General features: G+C 66.0%; 5 protein-coding genes and 1 pseudogene. 3 read left to right on the top strand and 3 right to left on the bottom strand.

Annotated features, from left to right (window positions below; genetic code table 11):
* Positions 1-897 precede the first annotated feature (897 nt).
* The 3 genes and pseudogenes from ACIBJI_RS39600 to ACIBJI_RS39590 all read left to right on the top strand — a co-directional run.
* Entirely contained in the window at positions 898-16833 is a 15936-nt protein-coding gene (locus ACIBJI_RS39600; RefSeq protein WP_397088157.1) for an MFS transporter, read from the top strand.
* Positions 16834-17016: 183 nt separating this feature from the next.
* The gene (gene gndA, locus ACIBJI_RS39595) at positions 17017-18462 is read left to right on the top strand and encodes an NADP-dependent phosphogluconate dehydrogenase (protein ID WP_396958035.1); all 1446 of its coding nucleotides are present in this window, start codon (positions 17017-17019) and stop codon (positions 18460-18462) included.
* A gap of 330 nt (positions 18463-18792) precedes the next feature.
* Positions 18793-19446 (top strand): annotated as a pseudogene (locus ACIBJI_RS39590) (response regulator transcription factor); the annotation flags it as partial.
* Between the two features lie 467 nt (positions 19447-19913).
* Here ACIBJI_RS39590 and ACIBJI_RS39585 read toward each other — a convergent pair.
* The 3 genes from ACIBJI_RS39585 to ACIBJI_RS39575 form a co-directional block, all read right to left on the bottom strand.
* The gene (locus ACIBJI_RS39585) at positions 19914-21320 is read right to left on the bottom strand and encodes an MFS transporter (protein ID WP_364357133.1); all 1407 of its coding nucleotides are present in this window, start codon (positions 21318-21320) and stop codon (positions 19914-19916) included.
* Positions 21317-22294 (bottom strand): L-histidine N(alpha)-methyltransferase, encoded by a 978-nt coding sequence (egtD, locus tag ACIBJI_RS39580; protein WP_396958034.1) that lies wholly within the window; start codon positions 22292-22294, stop codon positions 21317-21319. Before egtD ends, ACIBJI_RS39585 begins: the two co-directional genes overlap by 4 nt.
* Before the next feature lie 149 nt (positions 22295-22443).
* On the bottom strand, positions 22444-23613 hold the full coding sequence (locus ACIBJI_RS39575) for an FAD-dependent monooxygenase (protein WP_396958033.1): 1170 nt from the start codon (positions 23611-23613) through the stop codon (positions 22444-22446).
* Positions 23614-23684: the final 71 nt, after the last annotated feature.

Raw genomic sequence — 23684 nt, 5'->3', positions numbered from 1 at the left:
GGCGCCCTCACCTCCATCCTGCTGTCCGGTCAACCCTTCACCACCAAAGCCCTCACCGAGGGCCTGCTCCCCGCCGTCACCGGCGGATTCCTCGGAGCCGCCGCCCACGGCGCCGCCGAAATCCGCACCAACACACCAACACACGCATCCGAACCCCCCGCCACCACGCCCGCCGAACCCGCCACCGCTGCGCCCGCCGAACCCACCCCCCGCGCGCAAACCCGGGCTCTGGCCAACACGCTCACCGACCACGGCCTGCTCAACCCGACCGACCCGGCCGGACTCAACCAGCAACTCACCCAAATCCTCGCCCGGCTGCGCCAACCAGCAGCCGAACCGAACCAACTGCCGACGCCGGCATCGTTCCTGCGCGACGACTACCACATCAGCAGTATCTGGAAACCCAAGAGTCCCGACGCTGTGCCCCCCGATGGCGTCAACACCGCCACCGCCGACCAAATCCAACACCCCACAGGCGCACGGCTGCCAACGAATATCGCGGCACCCATCCAGACGGTGTACCCGGCCAATAACGGCGGTGGGTCACACCTGAACCCAGCAGCCCCCCAGGCGGCAGCACCTCCCGCCGACGCCCCCGCGCCCGACGGCCCGACACACCAACGCGCCGACGGTGACCCGGTCAACGCCCGCCCACACACCGATCGTCCGGCACCGGATGCGCCGCGGCCGACCCCGCATCCGGCCGATAGCGAGCCTGCGCGCCCGCATACCAATGAACCAACGGCACGACCGGTTCGGGATTCCGGTCCAACATCCGAACAATCCGGTCCTCGGGTCCAACAGCCCGCCACCGCGGACAACGGGCACGGCTCGGTACCGGCCCCTGGCCACGTCGGCTCGAGCAGCACTGCAGCACAACCCTCCCCGGTAGCCCCGATGGCAGATGCCGCCCCACTGCTCGATTCCGAGGCCCCGGCCCAGCATTCCACTGCTGAGCAGGCCGCGGCTGGCCCGCAGCCGCGGCCGTCCGACAGCGATCCCCCCAAAGCGCGCATCCACTCCGACGAACCAGCAGCTCAACGAGACGCCCAGCAGCAAGGTTCCGCGCCCGACGATACCGGCGCCTCCAGCGAACAACACACGGCCGACGCCGATGCGAACGGTGGTCCGCAGCCACATCCCTCCGACGCCGATGCGAACGGCGGCGCGCGGCCGCACCCCTCTGACGCCGACGATGGCGCGCGGCCGCATCCCTCGAGTGCTGGCCCGAATGGTGAACAGCCGCAACCGGTCCCGGCAGGTTCGAGCGCGACACCCAACAGCCCCGCGCGGACCGGCACCGCCCAGCCGCAACTCGCCGACGGCCGCCCGGCCGGTACCCGTCCCCGTTCGGACACGCCGACTGGCTCACCGCAGCGAGGGCAGGATCGCCGCGGCGGCGCGGCTGCGGGCACACCGCGACAGGACAGACGCCGCACGGTGGTCACCGCCCAAACCGACACCAAACCCCCAGAACTCGAGGTCACGCCGGCCAACGCACAGGAGGCCGCCCCCGTCCTCGTGAGCGTCACAGCTCCCGACGAAGCAGCTTCGGTAGCACACCCCGCCGATTCGGCATCGAGCAAACCTGGATCTGCAGGCCAGCCGCACCCGGGCGAATCCCACACCCCAACAGCAGCCGAATCACACCACTCCACAACAACTTCCGACGCACCTGCTGGCGGCGAAGTTTCGGCACGCGACAGGAACGCCTCGACCGACGGCAACGGAACCGACAGAACCGAAAGCACTCCGGAACACACCAGAGCCCCTGAGCCGCAACCCGATCAACAGACCATCGACGCCCCCGCACCGAAACAACCACCAGCAGTACCGGATGCCGCCACAGACCACGCGACCGCTACGGCTACCGACGTGCGGCATCCCGCCGACAACGAGCCAGCCAACGCGCGCAACCACGCCGACGACCCAACAGCCCAACCGACAGCTCACCACGATCCCACACCGGACAATGCCTCCACATCCGGCCGCCCGCACCCCGCCGACACCGAAGCAACCACCGGTCCTCGCCCGCACCCCGCCGATTCGCCGTCGAACAAGACCGACCCTTCGACCGCTGAGCAGGCAGCAGACCCGGTGTCCCATGATGCTGATTCCTCTGCTGTGGATCGACCGGATGTTGGTGAGCGAGCGGTCCGGTTGGCGGGGGAACTGAGGACCGAGTTGGCGGAGTTGCCCTCGGGCGATCCAGCGGTGAAACACGATCTCACCGAGCAGCAAGGTGAGCAGTTCACGGCGGCGTCGAAAAAGATGCTCGCGCTGTATCGGTCTCGGACCGAGGAGTTGGCTGGCGAGTCGTGGGCCCAGCGCAGGCAGGTGATGGAGGACGGGGACGAGGTGGAGTCGCTGCTGCGCTACATCCACGCAGTACGCGAAGGCACGGGCAAAACGCCGCGGTGGAATCAGATCAAGGCATTCCTGGTCGCAGAACACGGATACATGCGGCAGATGGGCACGGCGCAGGGCAAGACGATTGTCGGCTCAGAGGACTCGCTGTGGCAGCTCTCGCGCGGGGAGCCGGTGCAACTCGCCGACGGGCGGTGGGTACGGGTCCATCATGTGATCACCACGACCGAGGTGCTGGCCAACGAAGGTTTCCGGCAGTTCGGGACGATGATGCGCAGCCTCGGTTACGAGGTCTCTCGCTGGGATCCGCACAATCCGCCCGCTGATCCGCAACGCCCGACCGTCTACTACATGACCTATGACGAACTTGCGACAGCGAACTTGTTCGACCGGTTGCCACCGGGGGACACCGCCACGATCGATGAGGCCGACGCGGTACTGGTCCACGACCAGACGGTGCACTACCAATCCGACGGACAGCGTGCGCCTGCCTCCGATGTCGAGGCCGCCGGAGTGTATCGGGTACGGGATTTCCTGCGGGGTGTTCTGGCGCACCGGGAGTTGACGTCCGCGGATCTGCGTGCCCGTCCAGAAGAGAGCCTGGCGAGGGTGAGCCGGTTGTGGGAAAGCTACGCCGGGCGGAAATTCACAGCCGAGGAAACCGAGATGGCCCGTACTTTCCTCGATGTCAAAGCGGGCCGGCTGAAACTGAATCGCGATTTCCAGAAATTCGATGACAAGATCCAGATCCTCGACGAGAACGGCAAACCCCGCAGCGACCCGAAAGTCGGCACCGACAGCCGCTGGTTCGGGGGCCGCCACAAAATGGTGGAAGCGATGTTCGATGCCCAAGTCTATTCCGACGGGACCGGTTCGAAACAGGTCACCGTGGAAGACGTCCTCGGCCGATACCGGCGGTTGAACCTGATGTCGGGCACACTCGAGCGGACCGCCACCGAGATCAAGGAAAACTTCCCCGTCCAAGGTGGCCTGGCGAAGATCGAGAACTTCGGAAAATCGAACCTGGTGGGCGAGCAGGACCAGATTTTCCTCACCGGACCCGAGATGTTCAAAGACGCGGTCGAGCAGGTCCGCCAGTTGCAGGACAAGGGCAGACCAGTTCTGGTTATCGCCTCCAACGACGTCGCATGGAAATTCTCGCTGATGCTGAAAAAGGCGGATATCGAACACACCGCCATCACCGGCAAATGGTTCGCCGAACACCGAGACAACAACGCCGCCGAAGAACACCTCTCCGGAGTCATGGACACCGCAGGCAAGAAAGGCAACGTCACCGTCGGCACCCCCGGGATGCTCGGCCGCGGTTTCGACGCGGTCGTCGACGCCGAAGTCAACCAATTGGGCGGACTCCACGCCCACATGCTCGGCCGCTCAACCAACGCCGACACCGACGCCCAATGCGCCGCACGCGCCGGCCGCAACGGCAGCAACGGCAGCTACCGCTTCAACGACACAATCACCGGAAACCTCTACAGCGAAACACACAATCCCCGAGCCAAGATCGCGATCACCCACTACCGCGACGCCGCAGCCGAACACACCCAAGCCGTCAACGACCACAACAAAGCAACCCGCGAAGCCGACACACTCGACCCCACACAACCAGCCAACCCCGACGCCGCCGCGGCAAAAGCGAAAGTCGACGCCACAGCCGCCGACGTCGCCACAGCCCAGCAGAAACTCACCGCAGCCGAGCAAGAACTCCGCAGCCTGACCCCCACACTGCAAAACGAAGCCGCCGAACGCGCCCGCCTCGGGCGCGCGATCAGACGCGCCAACCAGGCGGCTCAATCGAGCGACCACACCCCCGGCCCACCCGCGCACGCTCCCCCGACAACCCAGTCGGACGACCCGAACCGAAGACACTTCATCAATCAAATGCCACAGGAATTGTCCGGTGGCACACTCAACGCTGCCACGGCAGGGCAAGAGTCGCTGCTCGACGACAAAATCAGCAAGTCCGGCAGGCCGTTGCTGGCCGATACAACCGAGGTCCTGCAGCAGGCACAGAGCGGTGATCCGGCCGCGGCACACATATTGCAGCGGCGATTCGGGGCAGCGACGTACCAGCATGTGCTCACCGTGCTGGGCTGGGACCCCGCACACGGCACGCCACCCGAACCCGTGCAGCAGCTCGCGCACGCGATCAACGCCGCCGGATACCACGCGGCGCAACTCAACGGATGGCAGATTCCCGCTGGCCGACAACTCGGCGACTGGCTCGCCGAGCACATGCGAAACGCGTTGGTGGACAGCACCCTCCATATGACCAACCCCGAGATCGCAACCATCACCGGCATACACAACGCGCTACGGAACGGCCACGACCTCAGCCCGCGCCAACTCGCCGCGATCCGAACGATGACCGAGGCAGCGCGGGCACAGGTCGCGAGCGACGCACCCGACACCCGCCAATCCACTGCCCTGACCACGAACAACACCACTTCCGAGACACGATCCGGCAGTCCTGCCGCATCCGCTCGGCAAGACCGCGGACAGACCGACTCCGAGCCGACACCCGCACCCACGCCGCCCGCAGGCACCCACGCCGCGGCACCCGCGAAGCCGGTAGTCGCCACCCGCTCGGCGTCCCACTCCAGAGCATCGGACCTGTTCCAGGACGAATCCTGGGTCGCGAATCCGCCCGGCAGCCGCCGCGACCCCGCAATGGTCACCGCTGTCGACCCCGCCAACCCCATCGGACCGAGCGCACGCGTCCCGTACCGGCCAGCCGCCGCGGGCAACGACCCGGAGGTCACCGGGCACAGCGAAACCCCTGCTTCGCCCGCCCGACCGACCGTCTCTGATGAACCGGCTGCGCTCGGACCCGAGTCGACACCCCGAGATCCAGGCGAAAATACCGCAGCCGAATCGCCGCAGGTAAGCAACGTGGCCCACGCGGATTCGACCGACGCTCCGCAGCAACCCCTACCGTCCGATGCCCTGGACGAGCCCACCGACGACCTGATCGCCCTGCTGCCATTGGCGCAGCAGGGCAACCACCGAGCCACCCAGACCTTGAGACGACGCCTACGGCGCGGCACAACCCAGCGCGTGTCGGCCCTGCTCGGCTGGGATCCGACCCACGGCACACCACCGGGGCCGGTCCGACGGCTCGCATCCGCGATCAGCCTCACCGCGCTGCGTTCTGCCGAACGCGGCCGCTGGGCGGTCCCACAGGGCATGGATATCAGCGACTGGGTGTTCGCCGCAGCGCGAAATACATTGCTCGACAACCTCGCTCAACTGACTTCCGCCCAACGCCAACTCGTCACGAACGCCACCGACTCAGCACGCCACCGGATCGATCTCACTGACCGCCAGGCCGCCGAGATCGACCGGCTCACACGGCAGGTGCACCAACGTGCTCGCGCCGAAGAGCCGGCTTCGTCCGATCCGGTTTCACATTCCGAGCGCCGGGGCGATCTGGATCTGGACCGGACTTCCGCACCCGGTGATCCGGTCGACTCGGTGCCAGAGAATCCGCGCCAAGCCGACGGAATCGACGGTGACGCACCCGCATCCGCCGACCACACAACCGCGCCACCACCAGCAGCACCGACGACGGCGAACGACGTCGCGGATCGGGGCCCCAGCGAACTGAGCAGTCGCGAGCGCGAAGTACTACGCCTGATGGCTCAGGGTCTGTCGGCCGCGGAAGTCGGTGCGACGCTGACCTTGTCACCCACCACGGTCCACAGCTATCTCGCTCGCGCGGGAGAAAAGTTCCACACCAGTGGCGTGATCCCCACGATCTTGGCGGCCGCTCGGGCCGGGGAACTCGGTGATAACACCGAGCAGTTCGAGCCGGTCGAGCTGTCGGAGGCCGAAACCACGGTGGTCCAGATGGTGGCAGACGGCCGGACGAACAGAGACATCGCGACTGTGGTGGGGGCGGACCGGGTGACGCCATTGCTCGCCCAGCTGTACGAGACCCTGGATGTCGACACCAGGGTCGGCCTGGCGTTGGCAGCGCAACGCCGGGGACTGCTCGACGGCTCCGGTCCGGCTCCTACCGAAGCGCCGGGGAGCACCCCCGCCGCCGCACCGCATACCGAAGCCACCTCCACGCGGGCCGTTGCACCGGCGGTCGCGGATATCGGGGCGGCGAGTTCCCCGGGTCCAGAAGTCCTGCACGAACTTCGCGCCGAGTTGCGCAACGCGCGGGCCCGGACGCGGGCCGAGACGGCCGAGCTGTCCGACCTGTTGGACGTGGATCCCTATCTCGTTCGCCCGGGATCGGTTCTGCTGGCCCTGTACGTCGTCCAGCAACAGATCCGAGGCGGGAGCGTGGAACCCCAGGCCGTCGCCGCTGTGGCCGAACCGATTACGCGATGGATCCGATCATGGATCGAACTACATGACGACATCGAAACCGCGACCAACGAAGGTGCGAAGGTCGCTCGGGCCGATCCAGATGTTCAGCGGGACTTGATCAAGCGGAACGAACAGCTGGCTACTCGGCTCAGCCGATTGCTGGGACTTCCGAGGCGGAGTCCGATCGGCCACACGCCCGAGGACGATCCGCTTGCTGTGCTGCGTGAGGTCGTCAGTGTCACAGGCTCCTCGGAGATCGGTCGCCTCATCGATGCGGTCGCAGCCTTCCTCGACAACTACGGGAGCGACGAATCGGCGCCCGCTCTCGATGTCGTGCAGGTGCGGGCGATCCGTCGACGGTTGGCCGAGGCAATCGGATGCGCACCGCACGAGGTCGGTCGCGAAGAGCTGCTGGCGCTGGGGCTCAGCGCAGCCGAGGTGGACCGCGAGCCCAGCAGATCCGACATCGCCGAGTTGGCCACGGTGAGCGAATCATTCGTAGACGAAGTCCTGAACAGCGCCGAGCCGAGATATTCGGAGTCCGCGCAGCGGGTCTTGGTCGCGGCACAATGGCTGGGCTGCCTTGACACCTATGAGGATGTCATCGATCCGGAATACGTCGAACAGCGATTCGTTCCACCACACCTTGTCGACGGTAGGTTCGTACCGGCTTGGTTCGAGGATCAACCGCAGATGATCGACGTGGCGGAAAGCGTCGGTATGAATCTGTCGACGACCAGCCGGGCATTGCGGGGAATCGGAAGCCCCGGCGGGGTGCGTCGGGCACGCGCCGCAGCAGCCTCGGCCAAGTATTGGTATCACCCTGCCGGGCCGTCCGGCCCATCCACCGATGGACCGGCCCAACCCGGCTCGCCGCAGTCGCATGACGAATCGGAGCCGACCCCACCGGCCGCTCAGGTAGAGATCGACCGCGAGGAGTCGGGCACCCCCGACACGCCGCCAACTCCTTCGCCGACGGGTAACGGCAGCAACCTCAGCAAAGCCGCCTCCGCAGTGACATCCGGTTCCGCCACCGCATCGTGGATACCGCCTGCATACTCGTTGCCCGAATCCCCCGTTCCGCATCCCGACGCGGAAGCCGAGAAATACCTCAAACAGGCGATCGCGGCAGATTTGTTCCTGACCTATGGAATAGAAATAGTGGGTCTGGACAAGTCGACGATTTCGATAGATACGGCCCTATCGATCCGAAATGCGATCGTAGACGAGTTGACGGAGGACGACTCGGTTCGAATCGATGCGATCGTCGTCCTGCCCATTGAAAACGAAACATACGCTGCCACCGGACCATGGGGCGGCCCGGAACATCTCATTCTCCTCAACGAGACATATTTTGGAAACCCGGAAAGCTTTCGAGCTGGATTCAAAAGAAATGTCGAAGCGGGCTTGTTGAACGCACCGACCGGAGATCCCGCCTACGATCTTATCCGCCATGAAATAGCCCACTTGCGCGATCCATACCATTACTTGTCGAGGGAGGCAAAACCACGATACCCGGAACTCACCGAACAGCGGATCGCCGGCACGCTCCCCTCGGACGCTCGTTTCGATAGGCGACGCGACTACAGCGGCTGGCTGGAGGCAAAAGCGTTCGGCTTCCTGTACACCCATTTCGCGGGACTGAAGCAGGCGGGTGCCCTCCCGAAGGAAACTCGGTTCGACGAGTGGCTGGACCTGCTCGATGGTTATAGCCGAGAACTGAAGGAGCTGTTTCCGGGCGAAGGGCATGAGCAATCCCGGAAGCCGGGCGTAGCCGAGCCCACCCTCGGTGATCGCCCGGTCTTCAACCCGAAAGAGGCGCTCGCCGAGGCGAACAATGCATTCGGTAACAGCGCCCCCGCCGATTTCACCCACCCGGCCTACGCGCTACAGGCACTACTGCGTGGGATTCCGGTGGCGCAGGTATGGCGGGATGCGCAGCGGCGCAATGTGGTTGCCGCTGCCCGAGCACAGGACCGCGGACCGATTCCCGAAGCGTTCGGATTCCGCGCAAGCATGCGCCCCGATGGCGTACTGGTACGGCTGACTCGGAGATGGCGTGACCTGTCGCCCGACGAACAGCAGCAGATGAAGACCACCGATCCGATCCTGATGTGCGTCGGCCGGGACGGTCGACAGACCTTCGGATTGGATGAGCTGGCCCGCTCGGTGGATCGACAACGAGCCGAAATGTGGGGCGCCAATACCCACAGTCATGAATCCGATACCGGCGACCCGCTGCCCGGATTCTCCGAGTGGGAGCATGCACCGACCGGCGAACTGGGGCAATGGCTGCATGATATGTCCGAAACGGCCTGGCAGCGGGCCGATCTCCTGCGAGAGGTCCGGCAGCTGCTGGTCGGGACCGATGGACTGGCCGAATTCCTCGGTCTCGGAGCGTGGGCCGACGCCGGTGCCGCGCAGGCATACCTGGATGTGGTCGATCTGCGTGCCCGGGCCGAGGCAGCACTGTCCCATCCGGATACCGACGACCGGATACGAAGCCGGTTGCGGGCGTTGCTGAGTCATATCGATGCGATCATGCGGCGCTGCGCCGGTTTCGACGCCGAGTTGGCGTACGCGCGTACCCGAGCCGAACGGCAGGTGATGCGGCACGTCGCCGCTGCTCGCGGTGGTCTGTCGCTGGGTCCCTATGGACGGATCGTCGACGAGGTCGGGGTAGAGGTTTTCGAAGGCCGAGGGCAACCTTCCGAGGCAACCAACATACTGCGGGATATGCTGGAGCAGTTGGGGATTCCCGTGATAACGCGCCGCGTCCGGGTGGATTCGACCGGCCGAGTCCTGGTCGAGAAACCCCCAGAGCCGGTGCGGGCGTCGACCGCCGGACGCCAGGATCGACTGTGGCAGCTGTGTTCCCCGAACACCGACACACAACCGTTGTGGGCGGCCGACGAACCGGACGAGCCCTCGGCGAGGCCGCGGCAGCACAATGCATCGACAGCGGAGCTGCCGCAGGCCCAGCCCGTATGGGGCGCGCGGATCGCCGACGCACAGCGCAAGCTCGCCCGAACCGCAAAGGTTCGACGGCGGCTGTTCCCCGACCCGGTGGATCCGGACCGGATGACTCCGGCCGACGCTGCCAGACAGCGCATGCTGCTTGCGCGCCTGGAGATGCTCACCGAGTATCTGCGAACAGTCCGTATACAAGCCGCGGCCGCCGCGGCCCAGCAGTGCCTTGATCAATTGCCGGGACAACGAATCGGACGGTGGGCCAGGCTCGACGGCAATCTCCTCACCATCGCGGCCCCGTTCGCCGATCCCGACCATCTCCTGCCACTGCGGACCCGGGAAGCCTTGGCGCAGGCTGGGATTCGGGTCGAATACCGGCGTGTGCAGGTCGATGACCGAGGCCGCGCATGGTCCACCTCGTTCAGCCCGACGCGACTCGAACCGCAGCCCGTGACACCTGCCGGTCAGGCCGCACACTCACTCATCGACAACATCGTTTCCCACCTCGATCGGCTCCTCGAACGCCACGGCGTCACCAAATCATCCGGCGATCGAATCCCGTTGCCGCAGTTGCTCGATGACCGCACCAACCTGGTGGCCGAACGCGAGCGCGCGCGGGCAGCACGGGACCGATGGCGCGCGGCGCGCGACCGGTGGCCCACGGCGCGCGACGACGACACCGCATCGGCGCAGCAGCAAATGGCCGCTGCACACGCAGCACAATTCGAGCGCGAGTTCCACCGTCTCGACGCGGAGATCGCACGACTTACCTTGCTCGCGTTCGGTGCCGCCGAAGCCGACCCACAACTGCGCGCGCATCGAGAATCGTCCCGCCGCATGCTCCGATCCGACGCGAAGACGCAGAGCCTGGTCAGCGCCGCCCGCACACCCGAACTGCTGCAGGAAATTCGTGACCCGCTGGTAGCGCATCTCCTGACAGTCGCGCAGCGTCTCCGAGCAACTCTCGACCAGCCAGGCCCCACAGAGCCATTCGATACGACGGTGGCGCTGACGGAGATGTTGGAGGACATCAACAACCACCAAACCGGAGTGTCCTCCGATGCACCCGACGCAGATCGTCCCACCGGTACCGCGCAGGCCGGAGCCAACATCCACTCCGAACTCGCGCCGGCCGCCGCAAAGCCCCGGCAGCTACGCAAACCCCCTGCACGACAGGAGAATCCGGCCGAAGAGCGGTCTGCCGACCTACCGGACACCGCCAGCGCCGCCACCCCCGGCAATCGCCCGCTGTCCAAACGCCAGCAAGCAATCCACACATTGATCACCGAAGGCAAGACCAACGCGGAAATCGCCGACAGTCTGGGGATGCCGGTGGAAACCGTCAAAACCCACGTCCGGCGGATCCGTGACAAGCTCGGCGTGTCACGACGGAGTGAGCTCGCACCGCAGCCTGCCAGTTCCGCTGCCGCCGAAGAGTCTCCGCACAAACTGGCCGCGCATGTCCGCACAATATCTTCGATGCACCGGGCGGACACCGGTCCCGAACTATCCGGAATCGAGAGCGCGATACTGCGCGGAATCGCGGAGAGCAAGACATACACAGACCAGCCCACATCGACGCCATGGCAAAAGTCGCCCACGCAGCCGGACCGTGCCGGCACCGATCACGCCCTCGACCGCGTCGGCGGCAGGCCAAGCGAATTCAGTGAGGCACCGCGCGGCAACCAGGACGATCTCGGCGTGCTGAACGCCTACGGAAAGGATATGAAGGGTCACGCTCACCGGCTACCGGGCGGCCGGAGGCGCGGCAGTGCCCAACGGGCGCAGGAGGACCCCGACAACCCGTGGTCCGCGCTGAAACGCAACGCCGGCAAGCGCTTCCGCCATGCTGGCGATACTCCGGCCGCCGACACGTCCGCCGAGACGAATCCGAACACCGAAGTCGACCCCGAGATTCCGGACCGCGCGCAGGCTCTGCTCGACCGGCTCGGGTGCGGGCCGGCCCAAGTGGAGCAACTGGCCGTAGGTGGCATCGCCGAACTGCGGAAGTACTTGGGACCGGACGCGGCGCTGTTGTCGTTGACGATGCCGGTGGATCCCCAAGATGTGGTCCAGGCGTCGGCTGCCCGCGCCAACGCGGTGGCGCGATGGTGGAACGCCCTCACCGACATTCAGCAGGCCGCGCTGATCCTGCGACATCCACATCAGATCGGCAACGCCGACGGTGTTCCGTACACCGTGCGGGACGAGGCGAACCGCCGATCGATCATCGACGACATCAAGGGCTTCCTGGAACGCAAGCCCGACGCCGACAACGAAGGACTTCTCACCGAAGCACGGGCCCTGCTCCGACTCGGACGGCCCGGCCACGTCCTCTCCCCCGAAGAGACCGTGCACCTGACCAACCTGGTGCGAACTCTGCAACACCTGGCCGCCCTGGAACAGGACGTGCGCGAGTTCGATTCGCCCCCAGTGCAATTGATCGCCTACGACGCGACCGCCTATGACGGCGACGGCCGCATCATCGTGTCGATCGACGATGCCGACAAAGCGGCGATCGTCACAAGGCAGCTCGGTGGAGTGGGTAATACGCTCCAGAAACTGCCGAAGCGTGCGCAGGCCGTCCTCGCGCAGTACGCGGAGTCGGCCCGACACAATCCGGGTGTCCCGACGGCCACCATTATCGATATCGGCTTCCATCACCCGAATACGGTCGAGGAGATCAGGTCGTCGGAACTTGCCGAACAGGGCGGCGATATCGTGGCCGCCGAGATCGCCGCCTACGACGCGACACGCGCGACCTGGGCGGGCCTACCCGGGGGCGCCGCACCGCCGCGACTGCGAACCGTGGTCGCGCACAGCTATGGCTCGACCACACTCTGCTACGCGGGAATGGGCCGCCGACTTGCCGCCCATATCGATCAGGTGGTCCTCACCGGATCCCCGGGGGCCGGGCCGATGGCTCACGCGGACGAATTCGGTATCGGTGCCGACAATGTCTTCGCCGTGGCCGACGATCGCGATCCGGTGACGCATGCCGGCGGCTCCGCCCCGCAGGCGACGGACCGGTATTTGGGCCTCAGCCGCGGCCGTAACCCGGTGGGCCGCTGGGGCGCGGTCCGGCTCGCCGCCGCTATGCCGTCGACCGTCCGCAGCGTCAAGCGGATCCATGGGGGCTATCTGATCTACCTCGATTCCGAGCTGCGCGTGCCGACGATATCGCTGCGCAATATCGCTCTGGTTTGCGCCGGTAAGGCCGACCTGGCCGAACGTGCACAGCACCGTCCACCCTCGGACGCGGCGGGACGACTACGTGACCTGTTCTGGTGGCGAGCGAACGCGACGGCACTGGCCGCGGCCATGGGCGCCGATGCGCCGGAATCCGAGGACGAGCCGAACATACTGCCGGACAATGGAACTCGGCGCGCCACCGGTCCGGTTACCCACGCGACCACCGCGTCGCCGTGGCAACGGTCCGACGCCGACGCCGGACGCGGACTCGAACCCGCACCTCACCGCCGCGGTGCCGTACCCGATGTGGTCGAGGCTCTCGACCTCCCCAAAGGCAAGCGCCCGGACCCGACCGGCCTCGATCTCGATCGAATCCCGGCGCTGCCCGGACAACACAGCATGGGGATGGTATTTGCCCGCGACCCGAACCTCGACGGTGACGCCCACGCGACCGGACCATCGGACGGACAGCCGAATCCGCCTGCCGAAGAACCGGTTTCGCTGCGCGAACTGCTCAGCACCAATAAGCCCTACCGGCAGCTGTACATCTCCAACGCCCTCACCGGCATCGGCGACAACGTGCAACGGTCGGCGCTGCCGCTGCTGATGCTGGAGCTGACCGGCTCGCCGATGGCCGCCGGCTTGGCCTCATTCGCCGTGTTCATCCCGCAGGTCTTGTTCGAACTCCCCGCCGGCTACGTCGCCGATTTCCATGACCGGTGGCGGACAATGCTCATCGCACAGTCCGTCGGTCTGATGAGTACCGCGGGCGCCGGCGCGCTGGTCCTGTCCGGAGCGCGCGGGCATCTCGGCACTGCGCTCGCCGCGGCAACGATGGTCGAGGGTACAGCGACCATCTTCTACCTGCGCAGTCTCCGGTCGGTAGTCCTGGACCTGGTCACACCCGCGCAGCGCCCGCGAGCGAACCGCCTATCCGAAATCGAAGCCTCCATCGCGGCGACCGGCGGACGAGCACTCGGCCCCATCCTGCTGGATGCGGTGAAAACGTTGCCGTTCGCCGCCAATGGCGCCTCCTACGCATGGAACCTGGGAACGCTGTCTCGGCTGCGCGACGCCTTTCCGCGCCGCACCTCGGCGCCGACGCATGGCTTCCGAGATTCGGTGCGCCATATCGGCGAGGGTGTGCGGGCGGTATGGCAGGAGCCGTTTCTGCGCGAATATTCCGGTCTCACTCTGCTCACCAACGCGAGCTTCGCGGCCCTCAACCTCCGCACCGCCGCCGTGCTCAACGATGCCGCACTGCCCGGTGTCGCCGCCGGGGCGGTGTTGGCCGCCACGGGGGTGGGTGGCGTTGTCGGCGGACTGTTGCCGGTCCGGTTCATCGAGAAGGTGCGGGCCGATGTCGTGTATCCGGTGTCACTGGCTGGGTTCACGGGTGTCGCCGCGCTACAGGCGGTCAGCACCAACCCTATTGCGCTCGCAGCGGGCGCATTCGGTATCTCAGCGCTCGGTGTCAGCATGAACGCCAGGATTGCGTCTTACGAGCAGAATGTTCTTCCGCGCAGCGTCTATGGCCGGGCGACAAGCGCGAAGAGTCTGGTCCTCGGGGCCGGCCCCGCAATCGGCGGATTACTCGGCGGCGCCCTGTTGTCGTCTCAGGGCATCACGCCGGCCGGCTGGATTCCGGTGGCTGTCATCGGAGCCGCCGCAGCCGGGGCTGCCGCCCGCCGCGTGGTCAACCGCGGCGGTGGTTTACTCGGATTGCTTTGGCACCGAAAGGCGGTCTCGACCGAGAACGCCGCGACACCGGTCCCTGATCCGGTGACCGATGCCCAGCGGGCGCTGCCCGACCACGCGGATTCATTCACGCAAATTCAGGCAGGTTCCGACCGCGACTTCGCCGCCGCGGCGCACGCGTATCTATCGGATCTGATGACCGTCGCGCGGTATCACCTGACGCAGACCGGCGATCGCACCACCGGACTCGACCTGCTGAGCAGAATCACCGAAGTCCTGTCCGTGGTCGATACCCGGCTGACACTCGGGCAGGCACCGGGGACCGCCCATCGCGAGATACGCCGATTACACGGCGAGCTCACGTCGTTGCTCGCCGACACAACGCAGGACCGCGGCGACGAAATAACGAACCTGGCGTCCAGCCGACTCGCGCCCTCGATGCCTGGCACGAACGCACTCGAACGAACACTGACCCGGCTCCGCCGCGTGGGTCACCCCCTCGAGGATTGCGTCAACCAAACATCGCGGGCAGCTTGGGCGCTCGGCGTCGACGCCGGAATCCAGCCCGCCCCAGGCGAAAACGACTGGGAAGCCCTGGAAGCAGCCATCACAGCACAGCTCGTCCCGGTGCATCCGCCGACCGGCGCGACCGTGGCCGATATGCTCGCGTCGAGCATCGAGGAGGTCCGCAACCGGGACAACGGAACCGACAGTATTGCGTTCCTCGTCGACGACGGCACCGAAATGCACAGCTGGCTGGTCACCGGAGTCGACGACGACGTCATCGTCTTCGACACCAACGTCGGGGACCCCGATCCAGACGCCGACCCGGAAGCCGAAGAGCCGTCGACGCCCCGCATCCGAATGCTCGACAAGTGGGAGCAGCCCTACCCGCATATCGAGGAAGCCTTCGTCGCCCGTCTGAAATCCGCTGGCAACAAGCTGTCCGCCCGCGACGAACCGCTCCCCGACGCAGCCCGATCATTCCCGCGCCGAGGCCCGATCACGGGACCACCGGCGGCCTCCGACGCCGCTGCTGCCGCTGACAAAGTGCCACTCACCCGAACAGCGGGCACACAGCAGGAATCGGCGCGCGGCGCTACGGCACACACCGAACCCGAACCGCCGGACAATCCGAAGACATTCACCGCCGAGGAACTCGAAACGATCGCCGACCTGAAGCGGCAACTGCTCGAGATCGATCCAGATGCCTTCTGGTATATCCGCGACCTGCCGATGCCGGAACCAGAGGACTTGTACGGCGACGAGTGGGTCAGCAATCGAGGGAAATGGTTCGACGCGTTGTTCTCGGGAGATATCAAGACGCTGCGCAAGGTGGAGCTCACCGAGAAGGACTTCCTCGAACTGGGACGGATACTCGAGCGATTTCCCGCCTATGTGACCCTGACCCTGCTCGTCGCAACGGGTCTGAAGGCCGAGCAGCTACTGCACCTGCCGCGCACCAGCCCTGGCTCACTGTTCTTCAAACAGGTCAAACGGGTGCAGGGCGATAAGACGACCATCGTGTACAAGTTCCGGACCATGCCCGAGGAAGAGCCGGAGCAACCGAGCAACCGCGACACCGCCGAGCGCATCAGCCGGGGGCAGCAGTTCGCACGCGACACATCGTTCGACGAACTGCCCCAGCTCCTGGCGATCGCGCGCGGCCGGATGCAGTACTTCTCGGGCAGGCCGATGCTCGACGGCGACCGCGAGCGGATGCGCGGAGTACTCACCCCCGAGGAATACAAGATCTGGAATGCGCACCTGAAAGACGACCTGTGGTCGGCACTGCACTTCCCCGGCTGCCGAGCGCTCGACCCCGATTCGGACGAGTACCTGCGCTCCCGGTATCTGGCCGCCCGACTCTGGTCGATGATCGGCAGTCGACGGGCCGAGGAATACATGATGAAGGTCGTCGACGGCTACTTGCTCGGCATTCTTCCCGGGAAATTGCGAGAGTTGGTGTGGGGCACCGGAACCGATGCCCTAGCTGGCATCGCACACGTGCTCGGAAGAATCGGCAACTGGACGCGGCGCGTGGCACTCAGCGTATTTCCGGATCCCGACACGCAGACGGCGGTCGGCGGCCCCCCACCGGATCCGACGGACGTCCCAGCGCGGGGCGCGATGCCCCCTGGCGCCGACACCATCGCGGCGGCCCTCGGCATCAGCCCGCGCCGTGCGCACGAGATCTGGGTGGACCAGGCGAACGCCTCCGTCCACGGCGGACCGAATCCTATGGTCCTCACCCAGTTCGGCCCTTGAGACGCCGGTCGCCGGGATGAGCCCGCCGACGAACCCGAACTGCTACCCGGCGCCCCCGGACGAAGCGCGGAACTCCGACGGACCCGCAATTGTTCGAAGCGGGCGAACACCAGCGAAGCGCCGAGTAGGACTAGGACTAGGCTTCGACCGACGGTAACAACGCCGAACGGAGAGGGCTGATATATGGCGTCCGCAACAGGATCCGCACAGATCGGGGTTACCGGCCTGGCGGTCATGGGTAGCAATATCGCCCGGAACTTCGCCAAGCACGGCTACACGGTGGCACTGCACAACCGCAGCATCGCCAAGACCGACGCCCTGCTGGCCGAACACGGCGGAGACGGCAACTTCGTGCGCACCGAGACGATCGAGGAGTTCGTCGCGGCACTGGAGAAACCGCGTCGGGTGCTGATCATGGTCAAGGCGGGCGATCCGACAGATGCGGTCATCGAGGAACTCGCCGCCGCGATGGAGCCCGGCGACATCATCATCGACGGTGGCAACGCGCTCTACACCGACACCATTCGCCGCGAGGCCGCCATGAAGGCGCGCGGATTGAACTTCGTCGGCGCGGGCATCTCCGGCGGCGAGGAAGGTGCGCTCAACGGTCCGGCGATCATGCCGGGCGGCCCGAAGGAATCCTACGAATCCCTCGGCCCGCTGCTCGAGTCCATCGCGGCGCAGGTGGACGGGACACCGTGCTGCACGCATATCGGCCCCGACGGCTCAGGACACTTCGTCAAGATGGTGCACAACGGCATCGAATATGCCGATATGCAGCTGATCGGCGAGGCCTATCACCTGTTCCGTGACGCGCTCGGCCTCGGCGCCAAGCAGATCGCCGATGTCTTCACGCAGTGGAACTCCGGCGAACTGGAGAGCTACCTCGTCGAGATCACCGCCGAGGTGCTGAACCAGGTCGATGCGAAGACTGGTCAGCCGCTGGTGGATGTCATCGTCGACGCGGCCGAGCAGAAGGGCACCGGGCGCTGGACCGTGAAGTCCGCACTCGATCTGGGCATCCCGGTCACCGGAATCGCCGAGGCGGTTTTCGCACGTGCGCTGTCGGGATCGCGTGCGCAGCGCAAGGCGGCGGTCGGTCTCGCCGCGGGCAAGCTCGGCGAAAAGCCCACCGACGTCGCCCAATTCACCGAGGACATCCGCCAGGCGCTCTACGCGTCGAAGATCGTCGCGTACGCCCAGGGCTTCGATCAGGTCGCCGCGGGCAGCGCCGAATACAACTGGGACCTGCACCCCGGCGACCTCGCCACCATCTGGCGCGGCGGCTGCATCATCCGGGCCCGCTTCCTGAACCGGATCAAGGAGGCCTACGACCAGAACCCGGAACTGCCGAGCCTGATCCTCGCGCCGTACTTCCGTGAGGCGATCGAGACGGCAATCGACAGCTGGCGTCGCGTGGTCGCCACCGCCACGCTGCTCGGAATTCCGGTGCCCGCGTTCGCATCCTCGCTCTCGTACTACGACGCACTGCGCGCCGAGCGACTGCCCGCCGCCCTCACCCAGGGCCAACGCGACTTCTTCGGTGCCCACACCTACGAGCGCATCGACGCACCCGGCAAGTACCACACGTTGTGGAGCGGCGATCGCAGCGAGGTTTCGGCCGACTGATTCGAGGGCGATTCCCAACCGTGGCAACGCCTTACCGTGGTACGGGTGTCGCGGGATGAACCGAGGATAGTCTCGCGGCTGCCCGGAGTTCAGGACAGGATGGGCGACCGTGCTGATTGCGGCACGGTCGGTTCGGCGCGCTGCGTGCCGGACCGCTGAATGAGACACTCGGCGTCTCGGCCCTCCCTACCTATCGCCGATGCGGATATTTCGGTCCCGGATGGCGGATGATGTTGCCGCGCCACTGCCCTAGATTTCGAATTGCAGTAGTCCGGTCCCGGCGAAAGTCGGCCGGGCAGTGCATTCGAATGCTGCCGAGAGGTGTCGGGTATGCGGGTGATCGTGGTCGACGATAACGACGATGCGGGCGAGGCACTGGTGCACAAGCTGCGCCTGCGTGGGCATCATGTCGATCGCAAACGTCGGGGCGCGGATCTGCTGGTTACGCATCATCGCTATCACGCGGTCATCCTCGACCTCGATCTGCCGGATATGTCCGGGCTGACGGCGCTGCGCAAGCTGCGCGAAGTCAGCTCGGTGCCGGTGGTCGTGCTCACCGCGGATACCGATGAGCGTTCGGTGGTGCGGGCCTTGCGCAGTGGCGCCGACGACTATCTGGTGAAACCGCCGCGGGTGGCCGAGTTGGCGGCTCGGCTGTATGCGATCACGCGACGCATTCCAGTGGCCGCCGTCTCAGCGCCGACAACGGCGGTCGTCGCGGGCGATGTTCAGGTGGACCTGGAGACCGAGACGGTCGAGGTCGCCGGTCGACAGGTGCAGCTGACCCGGGTCGAGTTCGCGGTGTTGCGGGCCCTGCTCGAACAGCCCGGTGCGGCGGTCAGCCGTCAGCAATTGCTGGATCGTATCTGGGGAGATGCGTTCGTCGCGGTATCGCATTCGCTGTACGTGCACGTCAATGCGCTGCGAACCAAGTTGAACCGCCCGGGATTGATTACGACCATCCACAGCTACGGCTACCGATGGAATCCGGCTGCCGCCGCGGTGAATTCGGTCGATGCCGAAGCGGCGCTGACCATGAGCACGCTGGTGAGCCGCACCGCCCGACCGGGCACCGGATCCGCGATTTGCGACCACCGCACGGCGTCGACGCCGCGGCGAGTGACGCACTCGCAATCAAGCTAGTCGCACCGCACTGGCCTTCATTCGGGCCGTTCGATGAGCGTCAGCACCCATTCCGACGCGAAATTCCGGGATTCCGTGGATCAGCTCGGCACCGGGCGAACAGGCCGATCCTCAAACCATCAGGCTCGATCACCGTCGGCGATTGCGACCGCCGAGGATCAAGGCCACGGCCGGTACCGGTGCGCCACAGATCAACAGAGCGACACGGAAGCCAATACCGAACGCTACGACGAGTCGCGCCCGGGAAATGCCTTCCCGCCGTTCGGGGACGGCGAGCACGTGTACGGCCAGCACACCACCGAGCTCGATCACCGCAGCTTTGAGTCCGACCGCCGCGGCATCAAGGCCGCGGCCAGCACGGCACCGGTGAGAAGCAGTGCGCCACAGATCAACACGGCAATGCGGAAGCCACTGCCGAACACGACGGCATCGGTGAGTCGCGCGCCGGAAATACCGACCAGCCCCGGCAGCGCGGCGACGGCGAGCAACTGCGCGGTGCGGGCGACGGCATTATTCACCCCGGAGGCGATCCCGGAGTCCGTTGCGGATACCGCCGCGAACACCGCACCTGTAAGCGGAGCCACGAACACCGCCAACCCGATACCGAGCACGACAGTTCCCGGGAATACTGCGCTGAGATAGGTTGCGCGCGAACCGATCCCGGTCAGTAGAACGGCGCCACACGCGGCGAGTAAAGGCCCGAGGATCATCGGGATCCGTGCGCCGTGTCGCTGCGCCCACCGACCGACCGACGCGGACGAGACCAGCATGATGCCGCTAATCGGCACCGTCGCCAGGCCCGCCGCCAGCGGCGAGTACCCCGCGACCATCTGCAATTGCAAGGGCAACAGAAAGTAGACGCCGCCGAGACCCGCGTAAACGGCGGCGGTGACCAAGTTGGCCGCGGTGAACACCCGCGAGGAGAACAGTGCCGGCGGCAACAGCGGATGTGCCCCGTGCATCTGGATCAATGCGAATATCCCCAGCAGCGCCGCGCCGAGCAGCGATATCCACCCGCGCGCACCAATGAACCCGTAGGTCAGCGCACCCAACCCGGCCACGGCGGTCGCCGCACCCGCCAGGTCCAGCGGCCGCGCGTCCGCATCCCGAGATTCCGGAAGGTAGCGCACCGATACGACGGCAACGGCTACGGCGAACGGCACATTGACGAGAAATACCGAGCGCCACCCGGCCAGCTCCGTCAGCCAGCCCCCGACGATCGGACCCACCGCCTCGATGATGCCGATGAGCCCGGCCCACAAGCCGATTGCGGCACCGCGGTCGCGACGATCGATCGAGGCCGAGATCAGTGCCAGGCTGCCCGGTGTGATCAACGCACCCGCGATACCCTGCACCACCCGCGCCGCGACGAGCATTTCCATCGAGGTCGCGACACTGCACAACAGTGACGCCAACGCGAAACCGACGCTGCCCCAGATAAATACCGTGCGCCGCCCCAACCGATCCCCCAGCGCCCCGCCGACCAGAATCAGCGATGCCAATGCCAGGGTGTAACCACCGACTACCCACTGCAGATCGGCCACATCGTCGCCGAGACTCGAGCCGATCCGTGGCACAGCGATATTGACGACCGACGCGTCGAGCACCACTACCGCCGAACCGAGTACCGCCGCCGCGACAATCCAGCCTCCGGTGACCGAACGCAGCCGCGGTGGTGCGGGCGCGACCCGGTTCGGTGCGACGAGGTCGCTCATCCTCTGCGGGCGAGAACCAGCGCGAACCGATCATCCGGATCGGCCCACGATTGCTGCACCTGGAAGCCGGAAGTTTCGAGTTCTCGATGAAATTCGGTCAGCCGGAACTTCGCCGAGATTTCGGTGCGCAGCTGCTCGCCCGCCGCGAAGTCGACGACGAGATCCAGCTCGGCGACCGTGACCGACATATCGGCGGTGGCCTCCAGCCGCATCTCGATCCACTGGTTGTCGGGATCCCATACCGCTATATGCGCGAAACGATCCGGCTCGAAATCCGCGCCGAGCCGCTGATTCACAACCTGCAGGATGTTGCGGTTGAACTCGGCTGTCACACCCGCGGCATCGTCGTATGCCGGGACCATGACGGCGGGATCGACCACCAATCCGACTCCGAGCAGCAGCTGTTCTCCCGGCTCGGTGACCTCGTGGACGCACCGATAGAAATCCGCGCGCTCCTCGGGGATGAGGTTGCCGAGTGTGCCTCCGAGCAGGGCGATGATCCGCCGGTCACCGCGCGGCAAGGTATGCAGCATGCTGGTGAAGTCGCTCACCACACCGTGCACCGCGAGTTCGGGGTACTCCTCGTGGATCCAGGTCACGGCCGCGCGTAGCGCGGATTCGGAAACATCCTGCGGTAGATAGGATTTCAACGATCCATGCGCGCACAATGCGGTCAAGAGCAGACGTGTCTTCTCCGATGAACCCGAGCCGAGTTCGATCAGTTCCCCGGCCTCGGCCGCCGCCGACGCGATCGCATCGGCCGAGCGGCGAAGCAGCGTTCGTTCGGTGCGGGTGGGGTAATACTCGGGCAGCTCGGTAATCGCTTCGAACAGCTTGCTGCCCCGCGCGTCGTAGAACCATTTGGACGGCAGCCACTTCCGGCGCCCGGTCAGCCCCCGCAGGACATCGGCACGCAGTGCGGCCGCGAGATCGTCCTCGGTGAGTTGGATATCGATACTGACGTGAGGCCGCACTGGCTTACTCCGATCGATGCTGAATCGCCTACGCCGTCGAGTACAAACCTTGCGGTCCACTTCTCCGACAACGGAATTGTTGACGCAGCCACCACACCCCCGCCAACCGGCGAATCGCACATTTACATCGGCTTAGGTTTTCGTCACCTTCAGCCGACGCGCTGCGGATCGATGCCCAGTTCGGAGAGGTTCATGGCCATCGTGTGGTGCACGGCCGGGACCCAGTCCAGCGCGCGCAGTACCGTATTGCGCAGGCCGCGCAAAGGTGCGCTGCCGACGGTCGCGACGCGGGTCATCTTGTCGGTGAATGCGACGACGTTCTCCGCGACCGGACGTCGTTCGGCCTCATAGGTATCCAGCACACTGTCCTCGGCACCGTCGCGGATGACCGCGGCGAGTTTGGCCGCAAGATTCAGTCCGTCCTGCAAACCCGTGTTCATGCCCTGTCCCCCGGCCGGGCTGTGCACATGCGCGGCGTCACCGGCGAGGAAGATCCGCCCGGCGCGGTAGTGCTCGGCCAAACGATGATGCACACGGAAACGCGAACTCCACACGATCTTCTCGACGGTAGCCGGATTCCGTTGTGGACCACGGGTACTCAGCAAATGCTGGACATGGAATTGGTCGGGCTGCGGTGGGGCATCGTCCACCGTCGCCACGATGCGGTGCCGTCCGCCCGGCAACGGTGCGATGACGGTAACGCCCTCCGGCGAGAAGTACAGCCGGATCTCCGCATCAGGAACATCACCGCCGAGCACGGCGTCGGCGAGGACGAAGGACTGTGCGTAGCTGTCGCCTTCGAAGGCGATACCGGCCTGCTCCCGAACAAGACTGTGCATACCGTCGGTGCCGACGACATAGCGCGCCCGGATGACGTCGCCGGAGGCCGTGGTGGCGGTGACACCGTCCGGGTCCTGAGCCAGCGCCGTCAGTTCACACGGCCGCGTCACCCGGGTACCCGTGGCCTCCAGTCGCTCCAGCAGGATCTGCTCGGTGCTGTCCTGTGGGATCAGCAGGGTATAGGGATAGTCGGTGGGCAGATCGTCGAAACCGACGTGCAGCAGCACCCGGTCGCGTTCCCGAACGGTGGCCTGCGGCACGATGATTCCGCGCGCGATCATCTTCTCGGTGACGCCCAGCTCGGTGAGCACCTCGAGTGTGCGGGCGTGGACCACGGCGGCCCGCGAGGTGTTCTCGCCTGCGGCCTGTTTGTCGACGAGGACGACGGGAACGCCCTTATCGGCGAGCGATGCGGTCAGTGCCATGCCGACCGGTCCGGCGCCGACGACGAGCACATCTGTCTGGGTGGGGATGTTCATGCCGGTGACGCTACGGACGAACACAGCGTGGCCGCGTCTGTCGAATGACTGTAGTAGCCCGCAAGATTCGC

The organism is Nocardia sp. NPDC050408 (assembly GCF_044458905.1).
Classification (GTDB): Bacteria; Actinomycetota; Actinomycetes; order Mycobacteriales; family Mycobacteriaceae; genus Nocardia.
The sequence above is the reverse complement of the archived record's forward strand: the minus strand, read 5'-3'. Positions and strand labels throughout refer to the sequence as shown.

Bases quoted from the DNA above. Each gene is read 5' to 3' on its own strand.
- ACIBJI_RS39600 (WP_397088157.1), top strand. From the start codon at position 898: ATGGCAGATGCCGCCCCACTGCTCGATTCCGAGGCCCCGGCCCAGCAT.
- ACIBJI_RS39575 (WP_396958033.1), bottom strand. From the start codon at position 23,613: ATGAACATCCCCACCCAGACAGATGTGCTCGTCGTCGGCGCCGGACCG.
- ACIBJI_RS39585 (WP_364357133.1), bottom strand. From the start codon at position 21,320: ATGAGCGACCTCGTCGCACCGAACCGGGTCGCGCCCGCACCACCGCGG.
- gndA (WP_396958035.1), top strand. From the start codon at position 17,017: ATGGCGTCCGCAACAGGATCCGCACAGATCGGGGTTACCGGCCTGGCG.